Raw genomic sequence first — 23,689 nt, 5'->3', positions numbered from 1 at the left:
AAAATGGGGGAGAGGTTTTTTTCAGAGCTTTCTAAAAATGAAAACGTCATTTGATGCGACAGACACAAAGGGGTAAAGACACATGACAGAAGAAGAACGCCATAACAGGGAGATTTTCAGCAGAACGGGTGCCTTATACGCACAATTTTTGGATCATCAGGATAAAAAACGGGCCGATCAGCTCGCGGCCATTATGAAAAAAGCGGCTGATGAAGAGGTTTATATCGCGTTTACCGGGCATTATTCGGCCGGAAAGTCCTCTTTATTAAACACATTGCTCGGTGAAGACATACTGCCGACAAGCCCGATTCCCACAAGCGCCAACCTCGTTGTCATCCGGCACGGTGAAGATAAAGTCGTGCTTCATACGACGGACGGGGCTTATGCAGAAATTAAAGGAAGTTACGATAAAGAACAAGTGCAGCAATTCTGTAAAGATGGTGAGCAAATTGAGACGGTGGAAGTCTATGCCGGCTTTAAGGAGTCAGAGCCTTATGCGGCCTACATCGACACACCGGGAATTGATTCGACGGACGAAGCGCATTTTTTATCTGCGGCTTCGGTTCTCCATCAGGCTGACGCTTTATTTTACGTCGTTCATTATAATCACGTTCATTCAGAAGAAAATATGCTGTTTCTCAGCTCCATCAAAGACCGTATTCCGAATTTGTTTCTGATCGTCAACCAAATTGACAGGCATGATGAAACTGAAACGAAGTTTGAAGCGTACCGCAGGCAGGTGGAAGATATGCTTGAAGACGCGGGAATACCGAAAGAATCGCTTTTCTTTACGTCTGTCACTGAGCCTGACCATCCTTTAAACGGCATGGAACAGCTGAAAAAACATCTGCAGAAGCTGAAACAGCAGGCAAAAACAAATTTATGGTCCTTAACGGAGAGAAAAGTCGCACACTTAGTCACAGAGCATACAGAGATGCTCGTAAAAGAAGATAAAAACGGCAGCGGAGAGCAGTTTGACAAACAAGAAGCACTTGTCCGTTCTGTTGAAGATGAGCTTAAAAAAGCCGTTCAACAGGCTGAAACAGCAGAGAAAGACATCAGAAAAGACGTGCAGAACATATTGCAAAACGCTAATCTGACACCCTTTGAGATGAGGGAGCTTGCATCTGCTTATATTGAATCACAGCAGCCCTCATTTAAAACCGGATTATTCTTTTCAAAAGCGAAAACGGCTTCGGAAAAAGAAAGAAGGCGTGCTGAATTTTTTGCCGATATTAAAAAAAGAACGGAAGGGGAAGCGGATTGGCATATTATCGACACATTTACGAAAGCGGCCAAGCGGTATGAAGCGGATTCGGACGAACTGATCAGGAAAATCCAGGCGTACCGTACACCGCTTTCTGATGATATCACCGCTCAGGCCCTTAAGCAGGGAGCGGCCTTTTCATCTGAATACGTATTAACTTATACGAAAGACCTCGCTGAAATGATCAGAAGGGAAGCCAAAAGACAGACAGCGGAACTCATTGAGGAGCTGACCGCTTATGTTCAGACAAAAAACGGACCGCTCATTGAGAACTTGAAAAACCGGCTCGAAAAAGAAAAGAAAATAAGGGATGAGCTCGCGCAATCGGCAAAAGAAGAACGCAATGCCTTGGAAAAAGCAGCCCGAGTCCGCGCTTTGTGGGAAGAAGAATTGACCTGTGATCCGGAAAGCGGCGACTGGTATACGCGAAAAAAACGCCTTGCAAAAGCGCCCGTCCAAAAGAAACCAAAAGAGGCTGTACAGCATAAAGTAAGCAAGCCCGAAAAAAATGCGATGAAGGAACTTCCTATAAAAGAGCAGACTGATCGGTTCTATGAGCTTGCCGGGATTCTTGAATCCTCGAGCATATTAGGAAAACAGGCAGAAGCCTTTCGAAGCAGGATTGAGCGGCTTGAAAACCGCCAGTTTACCTTGGCGTTATTCGGCGGATTCAGTTCCGGTAAATCATCATTTGCAAATGCGCTTGTCGGTGAATACGTGCTTCCGTCATCTCCGACGCCCACAACGGCTACGATCAATAAAATAACGAAACCGCAAGACGGCAAACCGCATAAAACTGCGGAAATCGTTTTTAAAACGGAAGAGGAGCTGGATGCTGAAATGCTTCAGCTGACTGAGCTGAAAGACGCTGATGTAAAGGGGCGTTCACTGAAAGAGAGATGGAATTATGCCATTAAAAAGGGAAAAGTTCCGGATGAACTTATCCCGGTGATTCAGACGATGCTGCAGGCGTTTGATACGTACGAAGAACAGATCCGTCAAAGGCTGACACTGACTGTGCCGGTTGAAGATGTAAAACCGTACGCAGCCGAAGAAAAAACGGCCTGCTGCGTAAAAGAAGTCACCGTGTATTATGATTCGCCTCTCACGCAAAAAGGCATCACTATTGTTGATACGCCGGGAGCAAGCAGTATAAATAAGCGCCATACGGAGCTTGCCTTTCAATATATAAAAGATGCTGACGCGTTCTTTTATATGACGTACTATCAGCATTCTTTTTCAAAAGGAGACAGGTCTTTTCTGAAGAAACTCGGCCTCGTCAAAGAATCATTCGGCATGGATAAAATGTTTTTTGTCATTAACGCCGCCGATCTGGCCAAAACCAAAAGCGAGCTGGAAACCGTCAAAGACTATGTCCGCTCAGAACTCTCAAAAGAGGGAATTAACCGGCCGAAATTATATCATGTCTCAAGTAAAGAAGAGCTTGCGGGTAAAAAAGAAGCTTTTTATAACAGGTTCTCTGATGTAAGAACCGGGCTTGAGCACTTTATTGAGGAAGATGTAATGAGGGCAAGCTGCGCCCAGCTGAAAACAGAGGCGGACAAACTGTGCGAGATGGTGGAACAGCTTCACGAATCTCTTCACCAGTCGGCAGAAGAAAAAGAGAAAAAGAAACAGCGTCTGGAGTCTTCCTATGAAAAAGCTCTCGCTGACATTTCAAAGCGCCGTACGTCTGAGGTCATCATTCGAAAAGTGATGAAAGATACGGAAGAACAGCTCTATCACATTAAACATCGCCTGACGTTTTATGCGAATGATATGCTGAAAACTGCCTTCCATCCGGGTCTTCAAAACGGTGATTGGAAACAAAATATATCAGCGGCGCTGAATGAAGCGCTCAAGGAATTCCGTTTTGAATATATTCAAGAGCTGAAAACGCTCGATATCCGGATGACCGGTTTTATTGAGCGCCATATGACTGAGGAATGGATGGAAAACTGTCAGAAGAAGCTTATGGAAGACGGAGATTTCTCCATTTATGTGAGCGGTGAAAACGAATTTGCCGTTCAGCTGAAAGAGGTCGCTCCGGTCATTGACGTCTCGGTATTCTCACATCACGTAAAGGAAGTTAAATCGCCGAAGCAGTTTTTTGAACAGAACGGAAAAGCAGCGTTTGTGGAAGGGCTCAGGCTCAGCCTGCAAAAAGTCACAGAAAAGTGGCTTGAGCAGGAGAAAGAAAGCCTTTCAGAGCGATATACTGAGCAGGTGCGCCGTCTGCAAGAAGACATGGCGGATAAAAGCCTGTCCCAGATCCGCGAGCAGCGGGACACTTATTTACAAGGTCTTGCGGAAAATACGAGTGCGAGGGAGATTGAACACCTTTACGAAGCCGAAAAAGCATGGAAAAAGAAAGATGAAATGCTGAAAATTTAAAAATCCGGTTGGCGGGCAGATATCAGTCGTGGTAGACTAAAATGAAAAAAAGCGAGATGAAACCTTTTATGTCAGAAGTCCATAAAGCAATTTCAGCACATTCCGCAAAACAGCATCAGCACGTCAAAACATTTGTACAGCTTGATTATGAGCGTGAACAGGCCATTGAAGAAGCCATTGTAAAATGCAGACAGAATAAACCGTTCACGACAGATGCCATCAATGGCATCACCGCAAAAATGAACCAGCTGGCGAAAAAGGGCATCGTGCCGCAAAGACGATTCGTAAGTGAAGAGATGGTGAAAGAATTCGTCAGCAGACAGTAATGGATGAACCTGCCGCGTGTGTCATCAGCGCTTGCTGTACATACTATCCGTATCTTCTCTAAAGGGGGATATGACCATGGGCAGAACAAAACTGGGAAACAGAAATGCTCAGCAGAACAACAATGCCAAAAAGAAAAACGGCTTCGGACAGAAATTTGATTCTTATGCCGGCCGTGAAGCTGAAAAGCTGATAGCAAGCAATAAAAGACACGGTGAGTAACGTGACGGCAGCATCTTCCAAATGGGGGGATGCTGTTTTTTTACCGCCTTCTTTGGTAAAATAGGAACATTGAATAAAAAGGAGTTTCGATATATGAATAATAAATTACTGCTCGTTGACGGCATGGCGCTTTTGTTCCGCTCGTTTTTCGCGACGGCCGTTCATCGCAATTTTATGATAAATGAAAACGGAATTCCCACAAACGGCGTCAACGGTTTTTTAAAGCATCTTATTACGGCGGTTGATACGTTTCAGCCCACACATGTCGTCTGCTGCTGGGATATGGGAAGCAAAACGTACCGCAATGATTTGTTTCAAGATTATAAGGCCAACAGAAGCGAACCGCCGCTAGAGCTGATTCCGCAATTTGATCTGGCGAAAGAAGCAGCGCGAGAGCTCGGTTTTTTAAACATCGGCATAAAAGGCTATGAGGCGGATGACTGTATCGGTACGCTTTCTGCCCTATTTTCCGGGGAAGCGGAAATTACGATTGTAACGGGTGATAAAGATCTGCTTCAATTGCTGAATCATCAAGTTCAAGTAGCGCTGCTGCAAAAGGGTATCGGCAATTATAAGGTATATACAGATGAGATATTCAGAGAAGAAACGGGAGTTCCGCCAAAAGCGCTGATTGACATTAAGGCGCTGATGGGAGACACGAGCGATAACTATCCAGGCGTTAAAGGGATCGGGGAAAAAACGGCGTACAAGCTGATCCGTGAATATCAAAACATAGACCGGTTATTAGAAAGCCTCGCTCTCTTGCCGAAGGGCCAGCAAACGAAAATTCAGCAAAGCTTGAAAGAATTGGAGCTGTCAAGGCAGCTTGCTGAAATACATTGCGAGGTGCCGTTAGTCTGTACGCTTGAAGAAGCACTTTTTTCATTGAAGATGGAAGAAGCGGCATTAATGCTCAGACGCCATCAGATAAAAGGAATTGAAAGAATGCTCGAAAAGCTGAACGCCAGAGAGATCAGCTGATCCCTCTAGCGTTTTGTATTGCTTTTTTTTGCGTTGTTTTCAAGGGCTGATTTCGGGTCTTTATGCGCGTTTCCTTCCATATTTCCCTGAGGATTCACGCCCCCGGTCAGCCGGCCTTTATTTTCTTTTCTCATAGCTGTTCACCTCATTTGTAGGATGAACAGTGAGACGCAATTTCATTCCGGTTATTTATTCAGCCGAATCGCTTTTTTTGCGAGCTGATCGGCTGTTTGGTTTTGTCTGCCGGGAATCCACTTAATGAAAAACAATGGAAATCCGGCCTTTAAGCGGATGATTTCGTCCACAAACGGTTGAAAGGCCTTGTTTTTAACCGCTTCAAGATCTGCGGCCCGCTCCACGATATCCGAATCCGTCCGGAATGACACGGACTCAAATCCGCGGGCGGCACACAGCTTCATTCCTTCAATTAAAGCGAGAAATTCAGCTTCCTGATTTGAATGTTCGCCGATCGGAATTGAGAAAGATTCTGTTTTCCCGTCATGTTTAATAAAAATACCGATACCGGACGGGCCCGGGTTTCCGGCGCTTGCACCGTCTACATAAATTTCAGCGGGCATCATCCGTCACTCTCCATTCGGTGTCATTCGTTTTGCCGCATACGCATAAGGGACAGAAATGAGTGATACCGCAAATTTAATCAGGTAAGTTGAAATGAAGATGCTGAACCATACTCCCGCGGAATAAACGCCGATAAAGGCCACGGCAGTGAAGATAAATGTATCCAGCAGCTGGCTGAGCGCCGTGCTTCCGCTGTTTCTGAGCCAGAGAAGCCTGTCTGAAGGAAAGATTCTCCGAATGGCTGAATATACATAAACATCTATCGTTTGGCTGAAAATAAAAGCCAAGAGGCTTCCGAGCGCAACACGCGGCAGAAAACCGAAAATCGTCTCAAGGGCCGGCTGTGCGATATCTGACGCAGCCGGTTTATATAAAAGAGCCCCCTGCATGGCGCATGTCAAAGCGAGCAGAGTGGAAAACCCGAGCCAGACGGCTTTGCGCGCTTCCCTGGGACCGTATTTTTCATTCAGCACATCCGTTGCGAAGAAAACGGTGCCGTACATGATATTTCCCAGTGTCGCCGTAAGCCCGAACAGCTCGACTGTTTTGACAACCTGCAAGTTGGCGCACACCGTGGCGAAACCGATCCATACGAATAGGCCCGTTTTGCCAAATCCTTTATAAAACAGAAGAACAATGATAAAATGAATGACCGCAAATAAGATCCATAACACATCGTTAAACAAAACCTGCTGACTTCCTTTCAATTTGAGAATGGTTTGATTATAGCACACGCCCGTCAACTAATGAATGGTAAGGTGATTTCAATGAATCTTAAGCCGTATATCGAAATAGAAGCAAAAGGAACAGGCCCCGTCGCGTTTTTTTCCGAAGATTGGCTGACCGTTCCGAAAGCGCGCATGCTTGCAAGAGAAGTCAGCCGCTTTCCTTATATAAAAGACATTTATTTTGAGGATGAAAAAGGCGCGAGCTGGACGCTTAAAGAATTAGAAAAGCTTACTGAAGAGCTTGCGCACGAACCTGACGACATTACAGTGTATTTCGACGGCGGCTTTGACAAAACAAGCGGACGCGCCGGACTCGGAATTGTCGTGTATTATTCTCTCGGCGGCAAGCGGCACCGCATACGGAAAAACAAAAGCTTAACGCTTCAGACGAACAATGAGGCGGAATATGCCGCTTTGTACGAAGCGCTTAAGGAAGTGCAGGAACTTGGCGCAAGCAGAAATTCAATCACGATAAGAGGGGATTCCCTCGTCGTTTTACATCAGCTTGACGGCAGCTGGCCGTGTTATGATGAAACGCAAAACGAATGGCTGGATAAAATTGAAGCGCTGCTCGAATCCTTAAAGCTGACACCGACATATGAAGCCGTAAACAGAAAGGAAAATCAAGAAGCGGATGACCTTGCCAGAAAAATTCTCTCGGACCGGCAGATTGAAAGCCGCATAACATTAGAAGGTAACGGAGATGACTGATATTGGATAAAAAAAGCATTTATAAAGAATTGACAGAGCTTCAGGATGAATATTGCAAAGACTGTTTCGTAAAAAAGCATTTCCGCAAAGAGTTTGGAAAAACGCACGCTCATTCTTTCTGCATCAACCAATGCACGGTGGGGGAGAAGCTGAAAGCCTACGGCAAGGTGCTGACAAATCAATAAAAAATAAAACCGCAGCTTCTGCGGTTTTATTTTTCGAATTCATCGAGCTGATGCTGGCAATCGTCGAGAAGCATTCGCTGCTTTTGCAGAAAATCCTGGTCGAGAGCCTGCAGTTCACTGGATTGTGACATCGTTCTGGCATCCTGAATCGCCTGGTGCGCAGATTCCACCAAAGTTGAATTTTGGCCCCGGGTAGCCGCTCCCGTTGTTTTCTGGGCCGTTTCCACCGCTAATTCAAGCTGGCGTTTATCCGTCAGTCCGTTTGGAAAAAATTCAGAGTCCATTAAAAAACACCTCCGCAAATAGTTTGGAGATTTTTTTTAGAAATATGTACGGAAAATAGAAAAAAATATAGAAAATAAGCCGATATAACTATTGAACCTGATTAATTAGGGCTAATTTACTATTATTCAGGGTATCTTGGGAGAGAAGGGAAAAACCAGCCGTGAATGATAAAGATTTAAAAACAATCCTTCAGCAGACATTTAAAGAAATATACGGTGATTTGGGAAGTTTAGCGGAAATGGCAAAAAAAGGAATGCCGTCAATGGAGAAACAAATTGAAGAAATCGAGCAGCGCTGCAAGCAGAATCTTGTCGCCATTGAGATTCAGACGGCAATCAAATAGGAGAGGCATACGCCTCTCCTCTATTTGTCATCTGATCAACATGTATTGAGTTTAGAGTTTTACAACATTAGAAGCTTGAGGTCCACGATTACCTTCGACAATTTCAAAAGAAACTTCTTGTCCTTCTTCTAATGATTTGTATCCTTCTCCTTCGATAGCAGTGAAGTGAACAAATACGTCGTCTCCGCCTTCAACTTCGATGAAGCCGAATCCTTTTTCGTTGTTGAACCATTTTACTTTACCGTTTTGCATATTGCTTAATTCCTCCTAGTACTGTAGCACCTTCGTGCTAAAAAAAATTTTGTCATCATCCAACCGTACGTATGTAAACGTTGTTAAATGATGGTTCAACTATACACCATATGGGAGCGGGCGTCAAGCGGCAGCTCCCTATTTTTTATCTTTATTTTTCCAGTAACAAAGCTTAACCGGAAAAAAACAAAAAGCACACGAATCGTTCGTGTGCTTTTCTTTTACGATAATGCCATATCCGCCTTCCCGGCCATCATTTCAGATTCTTTTATAATGTCCTGCAAAATGACTTCAGAAGAGTTGGGGAGGTGAAGGCTTTTAATATTGTCCTTCATCCGGTTCAGCTTCTCCTCATCCGCAAGAAGGGAGGTGACAGACTCTAAAATTTCTTCGTGGCGGTTGACCACGACAGCCGCACCGCGATCTTCAAAGAAAATGGCGTTTTCTTTTTCCTGTCCGGGAACCGGTTTGTACAAAATAACGGGTACTCCGATCGCCGTCGCTTCCGTCAGTGTGATGCCGCCCGGTTTCGTGATCATGCAGTCCGTAATACGGAACAGCTCGTCAATTCTTTCTACATAGCCCAGCACTTTCAGCCGGTCGGCATTGTCACCTTCCAAGCTGCTGAGGGATTCTTTCAGCGAGCTGTTTTTGCCGCATACCACCACAACCTGCACCTGATCGTCATGAACGAGATTTTCGCACAGTTCTTTTACGTTTTTCAGCACACCATGCGCTCCCGCCATAATAAGAAGAACTTTTTTGTCGGGAGAGAGATTGTATTTTTTATAAATCGGCTCTTTCGGCATCGATTCCTCGAATTGAGGCCTGATGGGAATGCCCGTGATCTTTACGTTGTTCGGGTGAGTGCCGATTTCAATCAGTTTTTCCTTCACGTAATCTGTGGCGACATAATATTTATCAACATTTTCATGAACCCAGATTTTGTGAAGGCAGAAATCGGTCATAACGTTGAACGTCGGGATCACTTTTCCGGTTCTCCGTCTGTATTCCGGTACGACAATCATCGGAAATGTATTGATAATAATGTCCGGCTTATGCTCTTCGACGAGCTGGCCTAAACGTTTATTTCCCATTTTAAAATAAATATTGAATTTGCGTTTATTATAGATTTTGTCAACTCCGTAATAAAACAAACGATAAAACTGTTTTCCGATTGAGAAGCTTTTTAAATAAAGGTATTGAGTAACCTCTGAAACAATCGGATTTGACTCTTGATACAAATTGGAAACCGTCACATCTAAGCCGAGACGCAGACATTGTTCGTAGAGCGTTTTGGCCACTTGAACATGCCCGTTTCCGTAATTTGCAGTCAAAATTAATACTTTTTTATTGGTATTCAAGTAAATTCACCTCAATGTAATCAACAACAAGCAAGCTTCATGCATCGTAAGGAGTTATTGTCTATAGATAAACATAACACAAGTGCATCATTTTATAATAAGCGCGGCAACATATTTAAACTAAATTTAATTGATATGTTCCATTATTTTAAAGTTTTGTTATACGCATACTGAATCAAGAGTATTTTATCATATTTTTGTCACCGTATCACTCAAAACAAAAATTAATCCCATTCATACGGGGTTTCCTGATATACGTAATAATTCAGCCAATTCATAAACAATAACGTTGCATGAGCTTTCCAGCGGTTAACAGGTTCTTTCCCGCCGGGCGCAAAATAGTGCTTAGGAGCTTCTACGTTTGAAAGATTTCTCTCTATGTCTCTCTCATACTCCTGAAGTAGCGTATCGGTATCATATTCCGGATGACCGGTTAAGAAAATCTGTTTTTCGTCTTTTGAAACGATTAAACAGACCCCCGCTTCCTCTGAAACGCTGAGCACATCCAGATCCGAAGCCGATTGCAGCTGCTCCGTATTAATATCTGTATGCCGTGAGTGGGGCACATAGTATAGCTCGTCAAATCCTCTTACCAATCTCTCATGTTTTTTAAGAACGGTATGCTCAAACACACCGAAGATTTTTTTCGGCAGCTCCACTTTCTCAATGCCGTAATGATAGTATAAACCGGCTTGAGCGCCCCAGCAGATATGGAGTGTTGAAGTGACGTTCGTTTTGCTCCATTCCATGATTTCCTTCAATTCTTCCCAGTAAGAAACATCTTCAAACGGCAGGTGCTCAATCGGAGCCCCGGTAATAATCATTCCGTCAAACCGTTTGTGGCGGATACTGGAAAAATCCGTATAAAATTCATCCAGATGCTGCCTTGCCGTATTTTTTGGAGTATGTGTGCTCGGAATTAAGAACGTAAAGTGAACTTGTAAAGGTGAATTCCCAAGCATCCTGAGGAGCTGGGTTTCCGTTTGGATTTTTTTCGGCATCAGATTTAAAATCACGATCTTCTGCGGCCGGATATCCTGATGAAAAGCCCGGCTTTCATCCATTACAAAGATGTGTTCACTTTCAAGCACCTGCTTAGCGGGCAGGTGATTTGGTATATTAATAGGCAACATGCCACCTCCGTTATTCCCCGTTAATTTTCTTCATTATAGAAATTTTTAAGCCATTTTTCAATCCATCCCGGCGTAATAAACCGTATTTAACGCATAATGACAGGGATAAAAGCGGCAAATGGGCATAAATTCGGAGCGGCTCTTTATTATGACGGGTAAAGAGCCGTTTGGTTCCTCGAAAAAAACGTTTTCCGTTAAGTGGAAGGAAAAAGCGGTTACCGTTTGTTTTGCAGTGTAAAACAGGTAAAATAAATGAAGAATGTAAAAAGGAGGGCCGCAGATGACAATTTACGATATAAACTTACGGACCATAACAGGCGAAGACATGACACTATCGGCTTACAGAGGCAAGGTGATGATCATTGTGAATACAGCAAGCAAATGCGGGTTCACATCCCAGCTCAAGCAGCTTCAGGAGCTCTATGATACATATCGGGAGGAAGGTCTTGAAATATTAGGATTTCCCTGCAACCAATTCATGAACCAAGAACCTGGAAACGAAGCGGAAATTCAAGAGTTCTGTGTGAAAAACTACGGAGTCACATTCCCGATGTTTGCGAAAGTTGATGTCAATGGAGCAGACGCTCATCCTCTCTTCACATATCTGACGGAGCAGGCGAAGGGGATGCTCGGCACAAAAGCGGTCAAATGGAATTTCACTAAGTTTATCGTGGACCGAAACGGTGAAGTCACCGGGCGTTTTTCACCGAACGTCAACCCAAAAGAGCTTGAAGATACGGTGCAGAGGCTTTTGGCCCGATAAGAGGTGATACGGTGAACGAAAAAGAGCAGCTGGAAAGCGTCAGGAATTGGGTCAGAGACAAGCTTATCAATGAACGAACGGGCCATGACTGGCTTCATATTTCCCGGGTCGCAACACTTTCTGTTTATATGGCAAAAGAAGAAGGCGCCGACTTATTTATCACTGAGACGGCCGCGCTGGTTCATGATCTGATTGACGCCAAGCTCGAAAAAAGCGAAAGGCTGACGGCAGGCGAAGTGACAGAACGGCTGGCTGCTTTCAACATCGCGGATGGCCCCATTCAGGAGATCACGGATATTATCACGAGAATGTCATTCAGACACAGGGAACTGCTGAAAAAGCGGCCGCTTTCATTGGAGGGGAAAGTTGTTCAGGATGCAGACATGCTTGATGCGATCGGCGCAGCGGGCATCGGCAGGGCTTTTATGTTTGCCGGGGCGAAGGGTCATCCGATGTACGGAACTCAAACAAGTGTGCTGGCCCATATAGAGGATAAATTAATCAAGCTTAAAGGCTTAATGAATACAAAAACGGGGGCCGGTTTAGCAGAGGAGCGGCATCAATTTCTTTTGCAGTTCGCCGCCCGTATCCAAAAAGAGGCCGGCATTTGCAAAAGCTAAGCGGCGCAATAGAACGCTTGTGCCGACTATGTTAGAATAAGTGTCAGATTGCGCATAGGAGGACCAATATGAAGATTAAATCAATAGAACCGACGCCGAGTCCGAACACGATGAAAGTGATTTTGACTGAAGAGCTTCCGGCAGGGAAAAGCAACAATTACAAGCCCGATCAGGCAGATGATGCTCCGGCCGTCGTACGTGATATTTTAAACATTGAAGGAGTAAAGGGCGTTTATCACGTTGCCGATTTCCTGGCTGTGGAGAGAAACGCCCGTTTTGACTGGAAGGAAATTCTGCCTCAGGTCCGTTCCGCTTTCGGAATGGAACATACGGAGCAGTCTGAGAGCCGTTCTGAACAGGAATCGTACGGTGAAGTAAAGGTTTTCGTACAAATGTTCAGCGGAATCCCGATGCAGGTCAAATTGACGGACGGCGAACGTGAAGAGCGCTTCGGCCTTCCGGAACGTTTCCAAGAAGCCATTTTAAAGCTGCGTTCCGAAGCTTCAAATGTTGTATTTGAGCGGGCTTGGAAAGAACAAGGCGTGCGCTTCGGGGATTTTACCGAAATCGGACACGATGTCACAGAAGAGCTTCAGGCCGCCTACAGTGATGAACGGCTCAAACGTCTGACAGAAGCAGCCGCACAGCAAAAGGGTGAGGCCAAACCGGCAATGCAGCGGAAAGCTTATAAAGTGACACTGGAGATGCTTGATGATGAAGACTGGAAACAGCGCTATGCCCATCTTGAGCAAATGGATCCGGATGAAGACGATTTACCAGTATTGGAAAAGGCGCTGCATGATCCGAAGACTTCGATCAGAAGGCAAGCCGTCGTTTATTTGGGAATGATCGAAAAGCCGTCTGTGCTTCCGCTGTTATACAAAGCGCTTGAAGACAAAACGGTGACGGTCAGAAGGACGGCGGGTGACTGTCTGTCGGATCTCGGCGATGCGAGCGCCATCCCGGCCATGATGAAATCGCTCAGTGACTCAAGCAAGCTTGTGCGCTGGCGCGCGGCCATGTTTTTATATGAAGTCGGCGATGAAAGCGCGCTGGAAGCATTAAAAGCGGCGGAAGACGATCCGGAATTCGAAGTCAGCCTGCAAGTCAAAATGGCGATTGAACGGATTGAGCACGGAGAAGAGGCGAAAGGTTCAGTCTGGAAACAGATGACTGAAAGCAGAAAAAAAGAACAGTTATAACAAAAAGGTGCGCCATGCACCTTTTTTATTTGAATTCACTTTTTATAAAAATTATTTAGAATATTGTTGAAAAATGATTCAAAACTCTATATAGTAAGTACAATATTAATTGTTGGAGGGTTTTTATCGAAATACAGAAAGAATAGAAAAGCGAGACAGGGCAAAGATACTGTAAAATTTGCAGAACGCGCCCTAGAATAAACTGAAAATTTTAAAAATAATGCACAGTCTAAAAACAGTAGGGGGATCACCATGGCAGAATTACGCAGCAACATGATCACACAGGGAATTGACAGAGCGCCGCACCGCAGCCTTCTTCGCGCTGCCGGCGTAAAAGAAGAAGACTTCGGCAAGCCGTTTATCGCGGTCTGTAATTCATACATCGATATCGTTCCCGGGCATGTTCACCTGCAGGAATTTGGAAAAATCGTAAAAGAAGCAATCAGGGAAGCGGGCGGTGTGCCTTTTGAATTTAACACGATCGGAGTAGATGACGGAATCGCGATGGGGCATATCGGCATGAGATATTCGCTGCCGAGCCGCGAAATCATTGCCGATTCAGTTGAAACGGTCGTCTCGGCGCACTGGTTTGACGGAATGGTCTGCATTCCGAACTGCGACAAAATTACGCCGGGAATGCTGATGGCGGCTATGCGGATTAATATTCCGACCATTTTTGTCAGCGGGGGGCCGATGGCAGCCGGCCGTACAAGCGACGGCCGCAAAATTTCGCTTTCTTCAGTATTTGAAGGCGTCGGCGCATATCAAGCCGGGAAAATCGGTGAAAGCGACCTGCAGGAGCTGGAACAGTTCGGCTGCCCGACGTGCGGTTCTTGTTCGGGCATGTTTACGGCAAACTCCATGAACTGTCTGTCTGAAGCGCTCGGTCTGGCGCTTCCGGGCAACGGAACAATTCTAGCAACTTCACCGGAGAGAAGAGAGTTTGTGAGAAAATCAGCGGCCCAATTGATGGAGACCATCAAAAAAGACATTAAGCCGCGCGATATCGTCACCGAAAAAGCGATTGACAACGCGTTTGCGTTAGACATGGCTCTCGGCGGCTCAACCAACACGGTGCTTCATACGCTTGCGCTTGCCAATGAAGCTGGGGTTGAGTACTCTTTAGAACGCATTAACGAAGTGGCTGAACGAGTGCCTCACTTATCGAAATTGGCGCCGGCCTCGGACGTCTTCATTGAAGATCTGCACGAAGCGGGCGGAGTCTCGGCGGCCCTTAATGAATTGGCGAAAAAAGAAGGGGCGCTTCATCTTGACGCGCTGACTGTAACAGGCCGCACACTCGGAGAAACAATTGCGGGTCATGAAGTAAAGGATTATGACGTGATTCATCCGCTTGACAATCCGTTTACCGAAAAAGGCGGTTTGGCCGTCCTGTTTGGGAATCTGGCTCCGGACGGCGCCATTATCAAAACAGGCGGTGTACAGGACGGGATTACAAGACATGAAGGTCCCGCTGTCGTCTTTGATTCCCAGGATGCCGCGCTTGAAGGCATTATAAACCGCAAAGTAAAAGAAGGAGATGTTGTCATTATCCGTTATGAAGGGCCAAAGGGCGGCCCGGGCATGCCGGAGATGCTTGCTCCGACGTCTCAGATTGTCGGAATGGGGCTTGGCCCGAAAGTGGCGCTTATTACAGACGGGCGTTTTTCAGGAGCGTCCCGGGGCCTTTCAATCGGGCACGTATCGCCTGAAGCGGCTGAAGGCGGCCCGCTCGCATTCGTAGAAAACGGCGACCATGTCATCGTTGACATAGAAAAACGGATTTTGGACGTACAAGTGCCTGAAGAAGAATGGGAAAAACGCAAGGCCGAATGGAAAGGCTTCGAGCCGAAAGTAAAAACAGGATATCTGGCCCGGTATTCCAAACTCGTAACAAGCGCCAATACAGGCGGAATCATGAAAATATAAAACAGAGGCCTGAACAATTGAATTCCGGCCCCCTCTATAGTATCCTTGACTTCATATAAGGATTTTAGAGGGGGCTTTTTTATGTCAATGGCTTATGAAGAATATATGCGCCAGCTGGTCGTGCCGATGCGCCGTGAGCTGACGGGTGCGGGTTTTCAGGAATTAACGACTGCTGAAGAAGTAGAAAGTTTTATGGAACAGGCAGAGGGCACGACATTGGTCGTTGTCAACTCCGTGTGCGGCTGTGCAGCCGGTCTTGCCCGTCCGGCTGCGACTCAGGCTGTTTTACAGCATGAAAAAGCACCTGATCATACGGTTACCGTATTTGCCGGTCAAGATAAAGACGCAACTGCAAAAATGCGTGAATATTTTACGGGACAGGAACCTTCCTCGCCTTCAATGGCGCTGTTAAAAGGGAAAGAGGTCGTTCATTTTATTCCCCGCCACGAAATTGAAGGGCATGACATGGAGGAAATTATGAAAAATCTGACGGATGCCTTCGATGCGCACTGCTGAAATGCCCGATTTCCGGGCATTTTCTTTTTGGAGAAAAAAATGATCACAACGAGTTACAGACCAAGCGAATATACGATACACACAGCGCAGTCACTCAGTGTCAGGCTGGGTGACACTTACTGCAGCCGCAATAAACAGCCCATTGAAAAAATGCTGGAACGAGCGGCTAGTGATCTTTTAGTCATCGGAAAGGAACGGTTCGAACTTTACACGAAGCAAGGGGAAAAGTTCTTTTTTCACCCGAATACAGCGATGTTCCGTGCAAAGCGGTTTTTGAGAGGGGAAGCCGAGCCGTTGTTAAAAGCAGCCGGATTACGCGAGGGGGATTCCTTTTTAGATTGTACGCTCGGCCTGGCATCTGATGCGATTTTGGCAAGCCTGGCAGTCGGAAAAAGCGGACAAGTTATCGGCCTGGAGAAAAACAAGCTTGTCTCATTGCTTGTTGAAACAGGACTTCAAACGTGGGAAACCGGAATGGAGCAGCTCCAAACCGCCATGAAACGCATTCAGGTCAAACATGCCGACTGCGCCGATTATTTGCGGGAGCTTCCTGATTCATCGGTAGATGTCATTTATTTTGACCCGATGTTTCACGAACCTGTTGAAACGTCAGACGGCATTGCACCGCTCCGCGCGCTGGCAGAAGAGGGTTTTAACGAAGAGTGCATCACGCAAGCCGTCCGGGCGGCGAAAAAATGCGTAGTGCTTAAAGACCATTGGAAAAGCCCGCGGTTTGAACGATACGGCTTCAAGGTGCTGAAAAGAAAGACGGCGCTTTTCCACTTCGGTGTCATACATGTAAGCTCATGATATCATGGGCTTCTTTTTCGTTAATCAGTGATTTCCATAACGACAAAATAAAGCAGCGTGAGAAGTGATACAGTCGCAAATAAAGCGTTAATCATCCCATCCCCTCCTTTTTCTCCTTCTTATTGTAAGCGGTTTATCCGCTCGGTCACAGTTACCAATTTCCCATATTGCATGATAATACGCTGCCGGACATGACGCCGCGCTTTCATCTATGCTAAAATAAAGGAAAAGAGGACAATAAAACAGAGGGGAACAATCTGTCATGAAATTGTGGATGAAAAAGACCCTTGTGGTTCTGTTTACCATTGTAACGTTCGGTCTCGTGTCTCCTCCGGCTGCTTTGATGACAGACAAGCCTTCAGGACAGTCGAGCAGTCTTGAGCAGAATGATTACACCGCTTTTTATGATGAACATGCCCTGCCGGGAGAAGAGAAGGCAGGGCGGGAGCCTGAATTACTGTTTCAATCGTATCAGCAGCAGCTTCTCGGTGATGCTGAAAATCAATCATTTTTAAAATTCGGCAGCAAAATCTCTCCGGTCATTGAAGATGATTACAGAAGTGAAATTCTGCCGAAAATCGAAGATGTGATCACAGGACATTTAGCCAAGTTTCAAGATGATGAAGCGTATCAGGATGTGGTTATTTCCAGTAAACCGTCGGCCGGAAAAACCGAAAAAATTTTTCATGTGTATAACAGGCTGACGGGTGAAGATCTTTTAAGGTTCCACGTCCGCCGGGACCATCCTCCGCAAGACGGCTACTGGTTTAATTTTCATTACCATACCGCTGAAGACGGATTTCAATCACATCATGAGCTCGGCAGCATTTACTGGGACCGCAATACGCCGCCTGACTGGATGAGCGTGTAATAGCGAGAAGAAATAAAAAAATCATTTCTGAGAAATTTTGCAGAAATGATTTTTTATTGTGTTACACTACTAAAAGACTACTTTAAAAGGATGAAAAAAATGAAACAATATAAAGATTTGTGCCGTCATGTGTTAGAAAACGGAGAAAAAAAAGGAGACCGTACGGGAACGGGTACGATCAGCACGTTCGGCTACCAAATGCGGTTTAACCTTCAGGAAGGTTTCCCGATGCTTACGACGAAAAAGCTCCATTTTAAATCCATCGCGCATGAGCTGCTTTGGTTTTTAAAAGGAGATACGAATGTCCGCTACCTTCAGGAAAACGGAGTCCGCATCTGGAACGAATGGGCGGATGAAAACGGAGAACTCGGACCGGTTTACGGCTCTCAATGGCGTTCATGGCGCGGAGCGGACGGCGAGACCATTGATCAAATCTCCCGGCTGATTCACGACATCAAGACAAACCCGAATTCCAGACGTTTAATCGTCAGCGCTTGGAATGTCGGCGAAATTGATCATATGGCGCTTCCGCCTTGCCACTGCCTGTTTCAGTTTTATGTCGCGGACGGAAAACTGTCGTGTCAGCTTTATCAGCGCTCAGCGGATGTCTTTCTCGGCGTGCCGTTTAATATTGCGTCTTATGCGCTTTTAACAATGATGATCGCGCATGTGACGGGGCTTGAACCGGGTGAGTTTGTTCATACATTCGGAGACGTCCACATTTACCAAAACCATGTGGAACAGGTGAATTTGCAGCTGACAAGGGATGTCCGTCCGCTGCCGAAACTGCGGTTTGCGCGAAATGTTGATTCTATTTTTGATTTTACGTTTGAAGACTTTATCATTGAGGATTATGACCCGCATCCGCACATCAAAGGAGCTGTCAGCGTATGATTTCGTTTATTTTTGCGATGGATGAAAACCGGCTGATCGGAAAAGATAACGATCTGCCTTGGCATCTTCCCGATGATCTCGCATATTTCAAAAAAGTGACGACGGGTCACACCATTGTAATGGGGCGGAAAACGTTTGAATCAATCGGACGCCCGCTTCCGAACCGGCGTAACATCGTTGTAACCTCACGGGATGAATCTTTATTCCCGGGCTGTATTACCGCCGACTCGGCTGAGGAAGTGCTCAAGCTGATCCCAGCCGATGAAGAATGCTTTGTGATCGGCGGCGCCCAGCTGTACAGTGCGCTCTTTCCTTATGCGGACAGACTCTACATGACAAAAATTCACCATGTCTTTGAAGGAGACCGTTTTTTTCCGGAATTTAATGAAGCTGAATGGGAATTGACATCCCGCAAACAGGGAGTAAAAGATGAAAAAAACCCTTACGATTATGAGTACCTTGTATACGAGAAAAAGAATTGAGTTTAAGCAGGGGGACAAGAATTGATTCGTTACGGCTGCCTTGTGATGTACGTTGTATTTATGTTCATGAAAAATATTCAGGAATATATCAATCAAAAAGAGCTTGACCCGCGGCTTTCTTTTCAAAAACAGATGAGGCTGGTGTATGAGCGGCCGAAAGCCTTTATGAGAGGCTGCATTGACGTGTCGGGATCGGCAATCGGCATTCATCATGATCAGCCGATACCGGACGGCCCCGTATTGTATGTGCATCCCAGATTGCGCCCGGCTGATCTTCTTCTGCTTGCGGGACATCTTGAAGAGCCGGCTGGTTTTATCGCTGGCGAGAAAGCTTTCCGGATGCCGTTTCTCGGAAATTGGCTGCGGCTGATGGGTGTCATTTGTGACGGAGACAGCCAAGATGCCGTGTTTCAGGAGGCGGAAGTCCGTCTGCAAAAAGGGCAAAGTCTGATTCTGTCCGAAGACGGCAAAATCAATCCGGAGGAACTGGCCCTTCGTTTCGATCTCCCGATTGTGCCTGTCAGCACTTCGGGAACAGACCAGCTGCTGCGGGGCAGATTACTGAAACGGCTGAAACCGGCTGACATTGAATTACATATAAAGCCTGCTTATTATCCGGCCGGTCAGAAACGGCTCCGTGCATAAAAAAGCACAGTCTCTATACGAGAGGCTGTGCTTTTTTATTTCAGATAAAGGGAACTTTGACGCAATAAAATAAAATACAGAAAAACATCGAGGCACTGCCGCCTAAAACAAAACTGTGCCAAATGGCGTGATGATACGGAACCTTTCTCCAAATATAAAATATTGTGCCGGCGGAATACAATAAGCCGCCGAAAAGAAGAAGGCCGAAACCGGGGCCTGACAGCGAAGCGTACAGCGGTTTAATGGCGATGATGATCAGCCAGCCCATCATTAAATAGACAAGCGTTGAAAAAATGATAAACCGCTTCACGAAAAAGATTTTAAACACGATGCCTCCGATGGCAAGCGACCAAACAATAATTAAAAGGGTCAGACCGAGTGCCCCTTTAAGGGGTCCTAATAAAAATGGCGTATATGTTCCGGCTATTAATACGTATATCGCGGAATGATCCACAATCTCAAGAATGTCTTTCGTTTTTTTATGCTGAATGCTGTGCAAAAGAGTCGAGCTGAGATACAGCAGCAGCATTGAAGCGCCGAAGATTGAAAAGCTGACGATGTCTGTCGGCGAGCCGTATTTCACCGCGAAGATAACGAGAAAAATAAGCGCCGGAATCGACAGCAATACACCGATTCCGTGTGTGACGGCATTTGCGATTTCTTCTTTTATTGTGAACAATCAAATGTCCTCCTTTTTAAAGGATTTGTTTTTGCAGTGACTGCAAAAAGCTCAACCCTTCTAATGTAATTTTTGTTCCTGCGCGTCCTCGGCCTTTTGTCACATAGTTCATCTTTTCTAAGTAATCAAGCCTGTTTCTGACCTGCTGGGGCGATAATGTCATTGTGCTGTTTTCGCTTAATTCGGATATGCTCCGTCTGCTGGCGGGTTCGCCCTTTGTATTTAAGTCTTTAATTGATTCCAAAATAAACAAAAACTCTTCTTTCTCCATCAATGTCAGCCGTTTTTCTTTTTTCTTAGCTGTTTTCGCTTTCTGGCTGTTTTTGATATACGGCGGGACATCATCGGGATAAATCGTGCTGCCGGATGCTGCCGCGGCCATATAGTACGCCGCATTTTGAAGTTCTCTGATGTTGCCGTTAAAGGTGTGCCGCTCAAACAGCGGATAAACGGACGGATCGATATGAACATGCTGCCCCGTGGCTGTCAGCATATGTTGCAAAAGAAGCGGTATATCGCTTTTTCGTTCAGATAAAGCAGGGAGCGGAAGGCATAACACGTGAAGCCTGTAAAATAAATCTTGGCTGAACGTATTTTCTGCGCCGGTATCGCCAAGATCCGCCGTGCTGCTTGCAATGATGCGGGCGGAAAGCCCGGCGTCCAGCTCGGAAAGAAGGCGGGCCTGTACCGAGAGCGGCATGTCTCCGATTTCATATAAGAATAATGTTCCGCGGCGGGCCCTGTTTAATGCGCCTTCAGCGCCGAACAGTTCATACTCGAGCCGCTCTTCGCTTTGGCTGCAGTGAACGGTAATAAATAGTTCGCTGTTTCTGCGGGATTTATGATGGATCGCTCTGGCCATTTGTTTTTTTCCGGTTCCGACTTCACCTGTTATGAAGACCGGCAAATCAGATAAGGCAAATTGCGAGGCCAATCGTTTCGCTTCTGAAAAGGTGTGATGTTCGCCGGTCAGCTGATAAAAAGGATCAGTTTGTTCAATTACACTCATGAATTGGCTCCTTTTGGTTCTAATTGGTTTAAGTATAACACGTTTGTGCGATCGAAAATATCTTTTTCTCTTGTATCGGTTTATTTATTTTTATTTACGAAATTAAAATAATTATCTTATTGTTTGAATATTCATGTTATAATGGCATATTAAATAGGGATTTAAATAAGAAAGGACTCTGTAAATGAAACCGTTGCTTAAAGAAGACTCTCTCATCCAGGTAAAAGACATTTTAAAAGCGCACCAAAACGTAAAGGACGTTGTGATACATACGCCTTTGCAGAGGAATGACAGACTTTCTGAGAGGTATGGCTGCAATATCTATTTGAAAAGAGAAGACCTGCAGGTGGTCAGGTCATTTAAGCTCAGAGGGGCTTATAATAAAATGAGGCAGCTCTCAAAAGAGCAGACTGAAAACGGAATTGTGTGCGCAAGTGCGGGAAACCATGCGCAGGGGGTTGCGTTTTCATGCAAACACCTCGGCATTCACGGCAAGATTTTTATGCCGTCAACCACACCGAGACAGAAAGTATCCCAAGTGGAACTGTTCGGAAAAGAATTTGTTGAAATCATATTGACGGGTGACACTTTCGATGATGCGTATAAGAGTTCTGCGGAATGCTGTGAAAAAGAAAACCGCACGTTTATTCATCCGTTTGACGATCCCGATGTCATGGCCGGACAGGGAACGGCTGCCATCGAAATTTTAAATGACATTGACGTTGAACCGCATTTTCTTTTTGCAAGCGTAGGGGGAGGGGGACTCCTGTCCGGGCTCGGCACGTACATGAAAAACATCTCGCCGGATACAAAAATCATAGCGGTAGAGCCGAAGGGCGCAGCCTCCTATTTTGAATCGAAAAAAGCCGGACAAGTGGTTGAACTTGAGAAAATTGATAAATTTGTCGATGGGGCGGCCGTAAAAAAAATCGGCGCCGAAACCTTTCAAACGCTCGAAACCGTCGTCGATGACGTTGTGCTTGTCCCGGAAGGAAAAGTGTGCAGCACGATTCTCGAATTATATAATCAATGCGCCATCGTAGCGGAGCCGGCGGGTGCATTGTCCGTATCAGCACTTGATCTGTACAAGGAAGAGATTAAAGGAAAAAACGTCATCTGCATGGTCAGCGGAGGGAATAACGACATCGGCAGAATGCAGGAGATGAAGGAACGCTCCATGATTTATGAGGGGCTGCAGCATTATTTTATCGTTAATTTCCCGCAAAGGGCGGGAGCGCTTCGCGAATACCTTGATGAAGTGCTCGGGCCTGATGATGACATCACCCGGTTTGAATACACGAAAAAAAATAACAAAAGCAGCGGCCCCGCATTGGTCGGCATTGAGCTCAAGCATCGGGAAGATTACGGCGCGCTCATTGCCCGGATGAATCAAAAAGGATTTCATTACGTAGAGGTGAATAAAGATCAGGATCTGTTCCACCTGTTAATCTGACTTTTTTTAGAACGGCCGCGCAAAATGACAGACACGCTTTCTCAGATTGTATATAATAAAAAGAAAACAATCGAAAAAGAAGGATTGATATCTTGTTACTCAAAAGCCTAGAGTTCAAACGACAGGACGGGATTCAGGTAAAAGTGACAGAAATACCGGTTGTCACGGAAGGTGAACATTATTTTTTTCAAATTCATCAGCACCTTGAGCTTTATTTGAGAGAAGTTTTTGCTTCACAAAGTGTGAGAACAGTGTATTCATTCCGACAATATGTCAAGCGCCGTATGAAGTGGAAAGATTACGAGGCCGTTTTCAACCAAGAGATTTTAAAACATAACGCATAACGGTGCATATTCCTTAGCGCCTTCCTTTTGATAAGGGAGGGTGCGGGAATTTTTTTATGATGAATGCTGTAAGCGTTTTATCCATGGGAGGAATGGAAATGAAAAAAATGAAAATCTTCGCTGCCGTCTTTTGTTTGCTGCTCTTGTGCGCCTGCGGGGGGAAAACGATAAAAGACCCGCTGAACTATCAGATTGAACCGTTTTCATTTCAGAACCAAGACGGAAAAACAGTGTCACTGAAAAGCCTGAAGGGGCATGTCTGGATTGCCGATTTTATGTTTACAAACTGTAATACAGTCTGTCCGCCGATGACGGCCCACATGACTGAACTGCAAAAAAAACTGAAGGCTGAGAATCTGGACGTGCGGATTGTGTCGTTCAGTGTAGATCCTGAAAATGATACGCCGAAACAGCTTAAAGCATTTGCTTCCAAATATCCGCTTTCGCTTCGCAACTGGGATTTTCTGACCGGTTACAGCCAAAAGGACATTGAAGATTTTGCGCTGAACAGCTTTAAAGCAATCGTCAAAAAGCCGGAGGGGGAGGACCAGGTCATACATCAAACTTCTTTTTATTTAGTCGGACCTGACGGCAAGGTGCTTAAAGATTATGACGGTGTGCAGAAAGTTCCGTATGATGATATCCTGTCAGATGTCAAAGCGGCTGAGGAGCTCAAGTAAACTGGCAGATTAGACATTTTCAAA

29 protein-coding genes and 1 pseudogene are annotated in these 23,689 nt (G+C 45.5%); 20 read left to right on the top strand and 10 right to left on the bottom strand.

Features of this window, described 5'->3' with window-relative positions:
• Nucleotides 1-82: 82 nt before the first annotated feature.
• The 4 genes from dynA (at nt 83) to RUW00_RS04420 (ending at nt 5,188) form a co-directional block, all read left to right on the top strand.
• Nucleotides 83-3,661, top strand: coding sequence for a dynamin GTPase (gene dynA / locus RUW00_RS04435; protein ID WP_280145187.1), 3,579 nt, complete (start codon nt 83-85; stop codon nt 3,659-3,661).
• Nucleotides 3,662-3,729: 68 nt separating this feature from the next.
• Nucleotides 3,730-3,987 (top strand): YpbS family protein, encoded by a 258-nt coding sequence (locus RUW00_RS04430; RefSeq protein WP_012117818.1) that lies wholly within the window; start codon nt 3,730-3,732, stop codon nt 3,985-3,987.
• A 76-nt stretch (nt 3,988-4,063) separates the two neighbouring features.
• Entirely contained in the window at nt 4,064-4,207 is a 144-nt protein-coding gene (locus RUW00_RS04425; protein WP_014418168.1) for a hypothetical protein, read from the top strand.
• 93 nt (nt 4,208-4,300) lie between these two features.
• On the top strand, nt 4,301-5,188 hold the full coding sequence (locus RUW00_RS04420; protein ID WP_014418167.1) for a 5'-3' exonuclease: 888 nt from the start codon (nt 4,301-4,303) through the stop codon (nt 5,186-5,188).
• Between the two features lie 5 nt (nt 5,189-5,193).
• Here the strand turns inward: RUW00_RS04420 and sspL are convergent, their stop codons facing one another.
• Genes sspL through RUW00_RS04405 form a run of 3 tightly spaced genes read right to left on the bottom strand, consistent with a single transcriptional unit; the run spans nt 5,194 to nt 6,453 of the window.
• Nucleotides 5,194-5,322 (bottom strand): small, acid-soluble spore protein L, encoded by a 129-nt coding sequence (gene sspL / locus RUW00_RS04415; protein ID WP_003153575.1) that lies wholly within the window; start codon nt 5,320-5,322, stop codon nt 5,194-5,196.
• A 51-nt stretch (nt 5,323-5,373) separates the two neighbouring features.
• Nucleotides 5,374-5,766, bottom strand: coding sequence for a reverse transcriptase-like protein (locus RUW00_RS04410; RefSeq protein WP_082998882.1), 393 nt, complete (start codon nt 5,764-5,766; stop codon nt 5,374-5,376).
• Nucleotides 5,767-5,772: 6 nt separating this feature from the next.
• Nucleotides 5,773-6,453 (bottom strand): queuosine precursor transporter, encoded by a 681-nt coding sequence (locus RUW00_RS04405; RefSeq protein ID WP_012117815.1) that lies wholly within the window; start codon nt 6,451-6,453, stop codon nt 5,773-5,775.
• An 81-nt stretch (nt 6,454-6,534) separates the two neighbouring features.
• On the opposite strand from RUW00_RS04405, the gene RUW00_RS04400 reads away from it, so the two are divergent.
• On the top strand, nt 6,535-7,206 hold the full coding sequence (locus RUW00_RS04400; RefSeq protein ID WP_014418166.1) for a ribonuclease H family protein: 672 nt from the start codon (nt 6,535-6,537) through the stop codon (nt 7,204-7,206).
• A 2-nt stretch (nt 7,207-7,208) separates the two neighbouring features.
• On the top strand, nt 7,209-7,391 hold the full coding sequence (locus RUW00_RS04395; protein WP_003153581.1) for a zinc-finger domain-containing protein: 183 nt from the start codon (nt 7,209-7,211) through the stop codon (nt 7,389-7,391).
• Nucleotides 7,392-7,417: 26 nt separating this feature from the next.
• On the opposite strand, the gene RUW00_RS04390 is transcribed toward RUW00_RS04395, so the two are convergent.
• Nucleotides 7,418-7,675 (bottom strand): DUF2564 family protein, encoded by a 258-nt coding sequence (locus RUW00_RS04390; RefSeq protein WP_014418165.1) that lies wholly within the window; start codon nt 7,673-7,675, stop codon nt 7,418-7,420.
• Between the two features lie 161 nt (nt 7,676-7,836).
• Between RUW00_RS04390 and RUW00_RS04385 the strand changes: the two genes are divergently transcribed.
• The gene (locus tag RUW00_RS04385; RefSeq protein WP_012117812.1) at nt 7,837-8,019 is read left to right on the top strand and encodes a hypothetical protein; all 183 of its coding nucleotides are present in this window, start codon (nt 7,837-7,839) and stop codon (nt 8,017-8,019) included.
• A gap of 51 nt (nt 8,020-8,070) precedes the next feature.
• On the opposite strand, the gene cspD is transcribed toward RUW00_RS04385, so the two are convergent.
• From cspD to metA, 4 genes and pseudogenes are all read right to left on the bottom strand, one after another.
• The gene (gene cspD, locus RUW00_RS04380) at nt 8,071-8,271 is read right to left on the bottom strand and encodes a cold-shock protein CspD (RefSeq protein WP_003153604.1); all 201 of its coding nucleotides are present in this window, start codon (nt 8,269-8,271) and stop codon (nt 8,071-8,073) included.
• 15 nt (nt 8,272-8,286) lie between these two features.
• Nucleotides 8,287-8,398 (bottom strand): annotated as a pseudogene (locus RUW00_RS04375) (hypothetical protein); the annotation flags it as partial.
• Nucleotides 8,399-8,492: 94 nt separating this feature from the next.
• A complete protein-coding gene (locus RUW00_RS04370) occupies nt 8,493-9,635 on the bottom strand; it encodes a diglucosyl diacylglycerol synthase (protein WP_007409520.1) in 1,143 nt (380 codons plus the stop codon).
• A 224-nt stretch (nt 9,636-9,859) separates the two neighbouring features.
• Nucleotides 9,860-10,765 carry a homoserine O-acetyltransferase MetA gene (gene metA / locus RUW00_RS04365; RefSeq protein WP_003153608.1) on the bottom strand — a complete coding sequence of 302 codons (906 nt, stop codon included), beginning with the start codon at nt 10,763-10,765 and terminating at the stop codon, nt 9,860-9,862.
• 283 nt (nt 10,766-11,048) lie between these two features.
• Between metA and RUW00_RS04360 the strand changes: the two genes are divergently transcribed.
• From RUW00_RS04360 to RUW00_RS04315, 10 genes are all read left to right on the top strand, one after another.
• Entirely contained in the window at nt 11,049-11,531 is a 483-nt protein-coding gene (locus tag RUW00_RS04360) for a glutathione peroxidase (RefSeq protein ID WP_095272831.1), read from the top strand.
• Nucleotides 11,532-11,542: 11 nt separating this feature from the next.
• Nucleotides 11,543-12,151, top strand: coding sequence for an HD domain-containing protein (locus tag RUW00_RS04355; RefSeq protein WP_021494211.1), 609 nt, complete (start codon nt 11,543-11,545; stop codon nt 12,149-12,151).
• A 68-nt stretch (nt 12,152-12,219) separates the two neighbouring features.
• Nucleotides 12,220-13,353 carry a conserved virulence factor C family protein gene (locus RUW00_RS04350; RefSeq protein ID WP_095272828.1) on the top strand — a complete coding sequence of 378 codons (1,134 nt, stop codon included), beginning with the start codon at nt 12,220-12,222 and terminating at the stop codon, nt 13,351-13,353.
• Nucleotides 13,354-13,605: 252 nt separating this feature from the next.
• A complete protein-coding gene (ilvD, locus tag RUW00_RS04345; RefSeq protein WP_007409524.1) occupies nt 13,606-15,282 on the top strand; it encodes a dihydroxy-acid dehydratase in 1,677 nt (558 codons plus the stop codon).
• 81 nt (nt 15,283-15,363) lie between these two features.
• A complete protein-coding gene (locus RUW00_RS04340; protein ID WP_003153619.1) occupies nt 15,364-15,798 on the top strand; it encodes a BrxA/BrxB family bacilliredoxin in 435 nt (144 codons plus the stop codon).
• Between the two features lie 39 nt (nt 15,799-15,837).
• Nucleotides 15,838-16,608 (top strand): class I SAM-dependent methyltransferase, encoded by a 771-nt coding sequence (locus RUW00_RS04335; protein WP_007409525.1) that lies wholly within the window; start codon nt 15,838-15,840, stop codon nt 16,606-16,608.
• 262 nt (nt 16,609-16,870) lie between these two features.
• Entirely contained in the window at nt 16,871-17,479 is a 609-nt protein-coding gene (locus RUW00_RS04330) for a YpjP family protein (protein WP_007409526.1), read from the top strand.
• A 99-nt stretch (nt 17,480-17,578) separates the two neighbouring features.
• Nucleotides 17,579-18,373, top strand: a complete 795-nt coding sequence (locus tag RUW00_RS04325; RefSeq protein WP_003153622.1) for a thymidylate synthase — start codon at nt 17,579-17,581, stop codon at nt 18,371-18,373.
• On the top strand, nt 18,370-18,855 hold the full coding sequence (locus RUW00_RS04320; protein WP_007409527.1) for a dihydrofolate reductase: 486 nt from the start codon (nt 18,370-18,372) through the stop codon (nt 18,853-18,855). Before RUW00_RS04325 ends, RUW00_RS04320 begins: the two co-directional genes overlap by 4 nt.
• Nucleotides 18,856-18,876: 21 nt before the next feature.
• Nucleotides 18,877-19,500: a lysophospholipid acyltransferase family protein gene (locus RUW00_RS04315; RefSeq protein ID WP_017418002.1), complete on the top strand. Its 624-nt coding sequence runs from the start codon at nt 18,877-18,879 to the stop codon at nt 19,498-19,500.
• A gap of 40 nt (nt 19,501-19,540) precedes the next feature.
• Here the strand turns inward: RUW00_RS04315 and trhA are convergent, their stop codons facing one another.
• Both trhA and RUW00_RS04305 read right to left on the bottom strand, forming a co-directional pair.
• A complete protein-coding gene (gene trhA / locus RUW00_RS04310) occupies nt 19,541-20,179 on the bottom strand; it encodes a PAQR family membrane homeostasis protein TrhA (RefSeq protein WP_095272824.1) in 639 nt (212 codons plus the stop codon).
• Nucleotides 20,180-20,195: 16 nt separating this feature from the next.
• The gene (locus RUW00_RS04305) at nt 20,196-21,188 is read right to left on the bottom strand and encodes a sigma-54-dependent transcriptional regulator (protein WP_110124213.1); all 993 of its coding nucleotides are present in this window, start codon (nt 21,186-21,188) and stop codon (nt 20,196-20,198) included.
• A 184-nt stretch (nt 21,189-21,372) separates the two neighbouring features.
• Between RUW00_RS04305 and ilvA the strand changes: the two genes are divergently transcribed.
• The 3 genes from ilvA to RUW00_RS04290 all read left to right on the top strand — a co-directional run bounded on the left by ilvA (nt 21,373) and on the right by RUW00_RS04290 (nt 23,665).
• A complete protein-coding gene (ilvA, locus tag RUW00_RS04300) occupies nt 21,373-22,641 on the top strand; it encodes a threonine ammonia-lyase IlvA (RefSeq protein ID WP_007612085.1) in 1,269 nt (422 codons plus the stop codon).
• A 92-nt stretch (nt 22,642-22,733) separates the two neighbouring features.
• Entirely contained in the window at nt 22,734-22,985 is a 252-nt protein-coding gene (locus tag RUW00_RS04295) for a DUF2535 family protein (protein ID WP_007409532.1), read from the top strand.
• A 98-nt stretch (nt 22,986-23,083) separates the two neighbouring features.
• Nucleotides 23,084-23,665 carry an SCO family protein gene (locus tag RUW00_RS04290; protein WP_061862632.1) on the top strand — a complete coding sequence of 194 codons (582 nt, stop codon included), beginning with the start codon at nt 23,084-23,086 and terminating at the stop codon, nt 23,663-23,665.
• Nucleotides 23,666-23,689: the final 24 nt, after the last annotated feature.

The organism is Bacillus sp. IS1, assembly GCF_032461585.1.
Classification (GTDB): Bacteria; Bacillota; Bacilli; order Bacillales; family Bacillaceae; genus Bacillus; species Bacillus velezensis.
The sequence above is the reverse complement of the archived record's forward strand: the minus strand, read 5'-3'. Positions and strand labels throughout refer to the sequence as shown.

Coding starts and splice junctions, on each gene's coding strand:
- RUW00_RS04400 (WP_014418166.1), top strand. CDS start 6,535: ATGAATCTTAAGCCGTATATCGAAATAGAAGCAAAAGGAACAGGCCCC.
- RUW00_RS04425 (WP_014418168.1), top strand. CDS start 4,064: ATGGGCAGAACAAAACTGGGAAACAGAAATGCTCAGCAGAACAACAAT.
- RUW00_RS04305 (WP_110124213.1), bottom strand. CDS start 21,188: ATGAGTGTAATTGAACAAACTGATCCTTTTTATCAGCTGACCGGCGAA.
- RUW00_RS04410 (WP_082998882.1), bottom strand. CDS start 5,766: ATGCCCGCTGAAATTTATGTAGACGGTGCAAGCGCCGGAAACCCGGGC.
- ilvA (WP_007612085.1), top strand. CDS start 21,373: ATGAAACCGTTGCTTAAAGAAGACTCTCTCATCCAGGTAAAAGACATT.
- RUW00_RS04325 (WP_003153622.1), top strand. CDS start 17,579: ATGAAACAATATAAAGATTTGTGCCGTCATGTGTTAGAAAACGGAGAA.
- cspD (WP_003153604.1), bottom strand. CDS start 8,271: ATGCAAAACGGTAAAGTAAAATGGTTCAACAACGAAAAAGGATTCGGC.
- RUW00_RS04420 (WP_014418167.1), top strand. CDS start 4,301: ATGAATAATAAATTACTGCTCGTTGACGGCATGGCGCTTTTGTTCCGC.
- RUW00_RS04330 (WP_007409526.1), top strand. CDS start 16,871: ATGAAATTGTGGATGAAAAAGACCCTTGTGGTTCTGTTTACCATTGTA.
- RUW00_RS04350 (WP_095272828.1), top strand. CDS start 12,220: ATGAAGATTAAATCAATAGAACCGACGCCGAGTCCGAACACGATGAAA.
- RUW00_RS04320 (WP_007409527.1), top strand. CDS start 18,370: ATGATTTCGTTTATTTTTGCGATGGATGAAAACCGGCTGATCGGAAAA.
- sspL (WP_003153575.1), bottom strand. CDS start 5,322: ATGAGAAAAGAAAATAAAGGCCGGCTGACCGGGGGCGTGAATCCTCAG.
- RUW00_RS04430 (WP_012117818.1), top strand. CDS start 3,730: ATGTCAGAAGTCCATAAAGCAATTTCAGCACATTCCGCAAAACAGCAT.
- dynA (WP_280145187.1), top strand. CDS start 83: ATGACAGAAGAAGAACGCCATAACAGGGAGATTTTCAGCAGAACGGGT.
- RUW00_RS04335 (WP_007409525.1), top strand. CDS start 15,838: ATGATCACAACGAGTTACAGACCAAGCGAATATACGATACACACAGCG.
- RUW00_RS04360 (WP_095272831.1), top strand. CDS start 11,049: ATGACAATTTACGATATAAACTTACGGACCATAACAGGCGAAGACATG.
- RUW00_RS04390 (WP_014418165.1), bottom strand. CDS start 7,675: ATGGACTCTGAATTTTTTCCAAACGGACTGACGGATAAACGCCAGCTT.
- RUW00_RS04290 (WP_061862632.1), top strand. CDS start 23,084: ATGAAAAAAATGAAAATCTTCGCTGCCGTCTTTTGTTTGCTGCTCTTG.
- ilvD (WP_007409524.1), top strand. CDS start 13,606: ATGGCAGAATTACGCAGCAACATGATCACACAGGGAATTGACAGAGCG.
- RUW00_RS04340 (WP_003153619.1), top strand. CDS start 15,364: ATGTCAATGGCTTATGAAGAATATATGCGCCAGCTGGTCGTGCCGATG.